The sequence below is a fragment of the Halorubrum sp. FL23 genome, from assembly GCF_052439115.2.
GTDB classification, from domain to species: domain Archaea; phylum Halobacteriota; class Halobacteria; order Halobacteriales; family Haloferacaceae; genus Halorubrum; species Halorubrum persicum.
The window spans coordinates 1-7,148 of the sequence record NZ_JBQVRO020000038.1 but is presented as its reverse complement, the minus strand read 5'-3'; the positions used below and the strand labels follow the sequence as shown (position 1 = coordinate 7,148).

7 protein-coding genes and 1 pseudogene are annotated in these 7,148 nt (G+C 58.1%); 4 read left to right on the top strand and 4 right to left on the bottom strand.

What is annotated here, in order from left to right:
• The 3 genes from ACT4MF_RS18585 to ACT4MF_RS18575 all read left to right on the top strand — a co-directional run.
• The coding region (locus ACT4MF_RS18585) for a tyrosine-type recombinase/integrase (RefSeq protein WP_444683788.1) at positions 1 to 381 on the top strand (381 nt) is incomplete at its 5' end.
• Positions 378 to 797 carry a DUF8161 domain-containing protein gene (locus ACT4MF_RS18580; protein WP_271967500.1) on the top strand — a complete coding sequence of 140 codons (420 nt, stop codon included), beginning with the start codon at positions 378 to 380 and terminating at the stop codon, positions 795 to 797. The genes ACT4MF_RS18585 and ACT4MF_RS18580, both read left to right, overlap by 4 nt.
• Positions 798 to 1,395: 598 nt before the next feature.
• Entirely contained in the window at positions 1,396 to 2,640 is a 1,245-nt protein-coding gene (locus ACT4MF_RS18575) for an orc1/cdc6 family replication initiation protein (protein ID WP_271967501.1), read from the top strand.
• A 44-nt stretch (positions 2,641 to 2,684) separates the two neighbouring features.
• Here ACT4MF_RS18575 and ACT4MF_RS18570 read toward each other — a convergent pair.
• From ACT4MF_RS18570 to ACT4MF_RS18555, 4 genes and pseudogenes are all read right to left on the bottom strand, one after another.
• Positions 2,685 to 3,923 (bottom strand): annotated as a pseudogene (locus tag ACT4MF_RS18570) (RNA-guided endonuclease InsQ/TnpB family protein).
• A gap of 6 nt (positions 3,924 to 3,929) precedes the next feature.
• Positions 3,930 to 4,049, bottom strand: a complete 120-nt coding sequence (locus ACT4MF_RS18565; RefSeq protein WP_129452496.1) for an AbrB/MazE/SpoVT family DNA-binding domain-containing protein — start codon at positions 4,047 to 4,049, stop codon at positions 3,930 to 3,932.
• A gap of 575 nt (positions 4,050 to 4,624) precedes the next feature.
• Positions 4,625 to 5,029 carry a DUF8160 family protein gene (locus tag ACT4MF_RS18560; RefSeq protein ID WP_444683789.1) on the bottom strand — a complete coding sequence of 135 codons (405 nt, stop codon included), beginning with the start codon at positions 5,027 to 5,029 and terminating at the stop codon, positions 4,625 to 4,627.
• Complete coding sequence (locus ACT4MF_RS18555; protein WP_444683790.1) at positions 5,022 to 5,801, bottom strand: ParA family protein; 780 nt, start codon at positions 5,799 to 5,801, stop codon at positions 5,022 to 5,024. Before ACT4MF_RS18555 ends, ACT4MF_RS18560 begins: the two co-directional genes overlap by 8 nt.
• 313 nt (positions 5,802 to 6,114) lie before the next feature.
• On the opposite strand from ACT4MF_RS18555, the gene ACT4MF_RS18550 reads away from it, so the two are divergent.
• Entirely contained in the window at positions 6,115 to 6,828 is a 714-nt protein-coding gene (locus ACT4MF_RS18550) for a hypothetical protein (RefSeq protein ID WP_444683791.1), read from the top strand.
• Positions 6,829 to 7,148: the final 320 nt, after the last annotated feature.

Below are 7,148 nucleotides of genomic sequence, written 5' to 3'. Positions count from 1 at the left end.
TCGGTTCTTGATCCGCTAGTCACGCCGCGTTCAGCCGCCGACCCGTGCATAGGATTGATGGTATTCGCAACTCCACAGAATGCCGATGATATAGCGCCACACGATTTATTGATCGACCTCACCGAGCGCGGCGTCCGCGACGTCGTGAAGCGCACGGCCGAGCGTGCGGCCGAAGAAACCGGCGACGACGACTACCAGTACGTGAGTTCCCACGACCTTCGTCGACGTTTCGCCCAGCGACTCCTCGTCGATCGGCAGATGAATCCCCGGGTCGTGATGGCCGTCGGCGGCTGGGATAGTTTCCAGGCTATCGAACCCTACCTGAACGCGCCGACAGCTGACGTCGTCAACGATGCCTTCGAGGCGGCCGGGCTCGCATGACCGAAGACGACATCGACCCCGAAAACCCGCGACCGACGGGCCACTACCCGCGGTTCAGGGATGACCAATGGCACTACGTTCCAGATGACCTCGCACAGACGATCTCGCTGGGGCCGGGCGGCGACGGCGAGGAAGGGCAAGACTGGGTGCTCACGTACACGCCGGAGCAGCGAGATGAGGACGATCGCGAGAAAATCCTCGTCCGGCTGACGCCACGCGCGCTCCACGAACCCTACATCGAGACGAAAGATCTTGACGTCGAAACCCGGCAGATGGGCCACCGCGCAGCGTGTGACCTCTGTGGCGAGATGGTCGATTTCGAGCGGGCAATTCCAAACGGCGCTGGCGACCCGTGCCATCGTCGCTGCTGGGCCGACGCCTACGGCGCACCCGAGTGGTTCACTGACCACGCGTAGCGAAAATCGATGAAACGAAGGATAGGCTGGCGAGAGAGTCGGGCTTCCGGACGCGAGGGGAGGGGTTGAACCAGGGGGAATCAGTCCAGAGCGCGCTACGGGAGCAAATCACGGAGACCGTCCTCGTTGAGCGCGTCGTGATCCGCGAAGTATTGCTCAACATCGACCACCTTCGCCACCCGGACGTGTCTACCGTCGTTCTCGTGAGGTCGTATCCTTCACAACGAGATCGTGGAGCGGTCCACACACAGAGACCACTGTTTCCGCTGACTCGCCAGCAAAATACACCCCGAAATTCGTCCTAAGCGGTCTATCCACACCATATCGACCGCTCACGAGATGGTTTGCGGTCTATTTTGACCGCAGAGCACTTAGTGATTGTCCTAAGAATAGGGGATTCCTGTGGAACGCCCCAGCGTGGTTAGCTTTCTCAGCGGAAACAGTGGTCTCTCTCTGTCCGCCCCTGCGACTCAGCGGAAACAGTGGTGTGTGACCGACACCGTTCGACAGATTGATTGGCAACGGAAACACCACTGTTGCCAACGACAGCGGAAATGGTGGTCTGCGCCACCGTGTCGAAACCACGCCACACCACCTCATGCCCGAGATCAGCTTCAGTCCGGACGACTCTCTCTACCGCGACCGCGACAAACTCTCCGAGGACTACACGCCGGAGGAGATCGTCGGTCGCGACGACGAGATCCAGCGCTACCACACGGCGCTCCAACCCGTTATCAACGGCGAGGACCCGAACAACATCTTCCTCTACGGGAAGACCGGCGTCGGGAAGACCGCCGTTACGCGCCACCTGCTCGAACAGTTGGAAGCCGACGCAGGCACGTATGACGTAGACCTCACGACGATCGAACTCAATTGCGAGGGGCTGACCAGCAGTTATCAGGTTGCGATCAAACTCGTGAACGAGCTCCGCGACTCCGCCGACCGTCTCTCGAACACCGGCCACCCGATGCACGAGGTGCTCGAACAGCTATTCGCGGAGTTCGACGAGGTCGGCGGCACGATCCTGATCGTCCTCGACGAGGTCGACAACATCGGCGACGACGACTCGCTGCTCTACCAGCTCCCGCGAGCGCGTTCGAACGGGAACATCGAGGACGTCCGCCTCGGCGTCATCGGGATCAGCAACGATCTGGCTTTTCGCGAGAACCTCCGCCCGGAGGTCAAATCGTCGCTGGCAGAAGTGAACATCCGGTTCCCGCCGTACGACGCCGAAGAACTCCGTCAGGTTCTCACCCAGCGCGTGTCGGTGGCGTTCTACGAGGAGGCGATTGCCGACGGCGTGATCCAACTCTGTGCCGCCTACGGCGCGAAGGACGGCGGTGACGCCCGCAAGGCGCTCGACCTGCTTCGCGCGGCCGCGGACCACGCTCGCGCAAAGGATGCTACGATCGTCGACGAGGACGACGTTGACGAAGCTCGCCGGGAACTCGAACGCGAGGAGGTGATGGACGGGATCGCTGACCTCGCCGATCAGCACAAGCTCTCGCTGTACGCACTCGTCTCACTCCAGCACGGCCAGAACGAGCCATCGCGATCGAAGGACATCTACGAGCGGTACCAGGAACTCTGCGACATCTCTCACCACGACGCCCGTACGCTCCGTCGGGTCCGGGACTTCCTGGGCGAGATCGAAGGTCTCGGCGTGATCAACTCGATTCAGCGCAACCAGGGCTATCCTGAGGGAAAACACCGCGCCTACGAACTTGGGCACGACGAGGAAATGATTCTTGCGGCGATGTCGGATCTGCTGAACGAGGTCGGTGTTCACGAGACTGTCGTCGATATCGTCGAAGAGTCCAACCGAATCTCGGTGTCGGTGTAGTCATCGACCTGATCTGTGGCCAAAGTTGTGAACGCACCCCGGGGTCAAGCCCCGGGGCTTCCTGCTTCAACGACGCGCTTTGCATCCACGGCCTCTCGGTGAGGCGTGAACGTAGGGAGCGCAGTCTACACAGGCGTTGATTCGGACTGTCCCAGCCCTAACTGCCGCAATCCACGAGTGAGAATATTCTTCGCCGCGTTCAAATCACGATCCTCCTTGTATCCGCACGCAGGGCACGAATGCTCCCGCACCCAGATCGGCTTGGCCGTCTCGACGCCACAAACCGAACACTCTTTTGTCGTCCCACGAGGTTCAACCGTTTCAACGTGTGTGCCGTGTAATTCACCTTTGTACTCTAACAGTTCGATGAACTGCGACCACGCCGCATCCTGTTTGCTTTTCGCATTTTGACTGGTTTCCAGCATCGGTTTCACGTCCAAATCCTCCACGGCCACCACATCGTACTTTTTCACGAGCCACGTCGTCAGCTTGTGCTGGAAATCTTCGACCTTCCGCTTGATTTTGCGTTTGGCTCGCGCCACCTGCTGGCGTTGGTTCTCCCAATTGTTAGAGCCGTGTTCTTTCCGAGCGAGTTTCCGCTGCTCGCGTGCGTACCGGTCGTACTCATCCGACAGGTCAAGCGTAGCCACGGACAGATTTTCCGAGGTGTGGATGTAGTTGGTGATGCCGAGGTCAGCACCCACGCAGTCTTCGGGTTTAATCTCACTCAGTGACGGTTTCTCTGGCGTGTCTTCCACGGTGGTGACGAGCGAGACGTACCACTCACCCGTCGATTCTTTTTTGAGGATGACCTCGTCAATCTCGTCTTTGGATGGCACGTTGCGGTCTGCTCGGATGTTGAACCAGCCGATCTTTTCGAGTCGGAGTCGCACGAATCAGTCGTCGCCCGTGTTGTGATCCACGTTCCAGCGACGGGGTTGATTGTACGACACTGAGCGAAATTCGCCTTTGCCTTGCCACTGTAACCTTCCGACGTTGTAGCCGTTTTCTCGACGTTCTTGTAGTGTTTCCAGATCGCTGTGGATCTGAGTGATGGCTTGTTGTGCGGCGTGTCTGGAGGGTTCCGCGAAGGTCGGCCAGCGGTCTGCCCAAGCGGTGAGTTTGTTGTGTTGGTCGTAGTCTGATGGTCGGTCGTTGTAGTCGGAGTTGTAGTAGTCTCGGACAGTGTGGTTGCGGATCTGCCGGAGGATGTCGATGTGGTGCCACGCTTCGCTCTCCACGTCGTCAGGCAGGTACGCGCGAAAACGAAGCGTGTGTTTCACGGTTGGTTAGTCGAGTTTTTCGACGATGAGTTTCAGTTGGTCGCCTTCTTCCAGATCAAGACCGTCTCGGACTTCTTCTGGGATCGTGACAACACCCCGTTGTCGCAGTTTTGGATAGCATTCCATCTGTCCAATACTGAATTATACTGTCTTAAGCATAATAATGCTGTCGGCTTCAACCCCGGGGTCAAGCCCCGGGGCAGTCGCCTCGGCCGCCTGTACATGTCTTCTAAGATCGCGAGTAGAACGGTGTTGAGCGTGTCATAGCAGTACCTCCGAGGTTCAGCGGTACAGATCGGAATTAACGACCAGATTCTCGGTGAGCTTGCTGGCTGAAACTATGAGCAGTCGGAATCAGTGGCAACCGAAGCCAATGGCCGAGTCGATCGGGATATGGCTCCGCCTGCTGGTGTAATATTGTCCGACTGAACAGGAGTCTACTTTCGATATACGGCCGGCGAGAGAGCGCTGCCGCTCAGCGGCAGGCGCTCTCGTCAAGCTTAACGCCTACCACGGAGAGTAGCTCTGGAGCATATACTCCGCTAACTCCTCCGCTCTATCTCGATCACATCCTTTGTTATCGATTAGCCCTTGGATCGCTGACTCCCGCACGATCTGGTTGATTACCTCCTCGAACGACGAGAAGTCTGAACATTGGCGAGGTCGAAGAAAGAAACGACTGCTACCGAACTGCTGAATAGCTACTCGTCGACGCCGAGAATCTCCTCAAGCGTCTTCTCGCCGTTCAGGGCAGCCTCAACAACGGCCGGGTAGTAGTCCCGATTCTTCCCCAGTGCTTCGCCGTGCTGGCGCTTGTGCTTAAGATTCAGCTCGTCGAACCGGAGGGAGAGTTCTTCCTTCTGATTCTCTGGCAGGTACATGAGGACACTCGGACGGTCGTTCACGTTCTCAGCACTCTCAGACGTCTCTTCACTCTTATCGGTCTGTGTGGTTTGTGTGTTCATAGTGTTCTTAGAGCTTTGTGAATCCTTAGCACTCTTAGTTTCCTGTGTGTTCTCAGTCTCTTCAGTACTCTCAGACTCGCTTCCGAAACGGCGAGACATCCGGTCGGTCATCTCGTCGCCCTTCTCGTCGCGGTCAGTCATCGACGCCCTCCATTTCCTCAGCGTGCGTTGCCAGTGCGAGCAACTCGTCCTCCTGGTCACTCTCCTCGTCGTGCGCGAATATCGAGCGTCCGTTGTTCCAGGCGCGCTTGATCGCCGCCCGGTTCCGCACCTCGAAGATCGGTATGTAGTCGCCGAATCGATCCTCAAACCAGGCCAGCATCTCCGACTGTTCGTTGTCGAGTGGGTAGTCGACGTTCGAGATCACGATCGCCTGTTCGCGGATCGTCTGGTCGAAGTTCGCCTCAAGCGAGTCGATCTGCTTGAACAGGAGCTCCATCGCGCGGATGCTGGTGTCCTCTGCCTCGGCTGGGATCACGACGTTGCCCGCCGCGAGCAGTACGTTGTCGGTCAGAATCCCCAGCGACGGCGGACAGTCGATGAGGATGAAGTCGTACCCCTCGATCCCCTCCAGTAGCTTCGACATCCGCTTGCGGGACTGCATCCCGCTGACGAGATCCTGCTCCAGTGTGAACATCTCGACGTTCGAGGGGAGGAGGTCAAACTCCTCGTGTTCGACAACGAGGTCGTTCGGGTTGTGCGCCTGTGGTTCCATCAGGGCGTCGTATAGCGACGTCCCGTCGGCCATGTAGGCGTCATCAAGGCCGACAGCGCTGGTAAGGTACCCCTGTGGATCGGCGTCCACGAGCAGGACGTCGTGGCCGCGTTCGGCGAGTGCGCCACCGAAGTTCGCGGTGAGTGTGGTCTTCCCGACCCCACCCTTCTGGTTCGTGATAGCTATCTTTGTGGCCATATTTGACTATGTTCTCTATGGTCTCTAAGATCGGATAAAGGTACTGTAGAGGTGCGCACAGACCGAATCCGGGGCTGTGTAATTCGGGGTGACAGACTCAATGCGTGGATTTTGCGTAGGTTACGGACTCGGACACTCTCTGTCGGCTGTCACGTTCGATGCACACCCTGAGTGGTATGTGGGCCATCACGGTAAGCGATGGCACACACAGCCACGACCCGTGCCGAGGCGTTCGACCCGCTACACGAGAAATCACCCGTGTACGCCCGCAAATGCTGGGGGAATAGCCACCGAAGATGACACGCAGAAATCAGTGTCCTGGCGCGGATTCCACCTCGCGTCCTACTGGTTCGGACACGCTGCTCACGACGACGTCGAAGCGTTTCTCGCGTGGGTGCCGATCACAATCGGCGGCACGCCGATCGATGATCCCTGCGCGAGTTGGCACGCCAACACCACCGACTTCGGCGTCGTCACGCGACTTCACTTCATCCGGCTGTATCACAACTGGGAGCACGAAACCGCACTCTGTCGGTATCTTGACGCCGAGCCGTCGCTTCGCGACGCGCTCGACGTCGAATCCTGTCCCGACCAATCGACTCTGTACACGGCCTGGCACGACCGGTTTCCCGAAGAGTACCGCGACGGCCTTCTCGACAATGTCTCGAAGGTCGTCAACGTTTCTCGAGCCCACGGTGTATCCGTGCCCGAACGTGCGTTCACAGCTGAACAATTGGACGAGGACGATGCTGACCGGAGTGCTCGTTCGAAGCGACGTCTTGAGCGATGGACGGCCAAGGACGTCTGGCAGACAGCCAAGCCGCTGGTCGGGCCGGTCGTCGACTTCGACCGGCCCGAAGAGACGGAGATTCACGACAACGCCTTCCTAGAGTTCTGTCGAGTACTTCTCGAAGAGCCACGTCCTCAAACGAGACTACGAGGACGAAGACCAGCTGTTCGGCTGGATGCAGGACGGTGTCTTCGACCTGTTTGCTCAGGAAGGACGGTTGTACCGATGGCGGACTGACGAGGACCTTGTCGAAACGGTCAATGAACTGCCGTGATCCTGATTTGAGCCTCCGATACGGAGTATGAGTAACCAACGCTGGAATGACCCTTGGTTGGTTCAGCGTGTCATAGAATACGTCCCACGCTCTCTACGTAGCGTTTTGAGCCGTTCATCTTATGCGTGAGTCAACGAAATACCACATTTCGACCTCTATTCGGGTAAGAAGAGACGAAATCTTCCGATCGAGAACTATTGTATGACCATCCGTTGTAGTTTAACGCCTCACGCCAGCGCCGTCTCCTGATCTGAATACCGTTGGGACTACCTGTCAGAGAAAC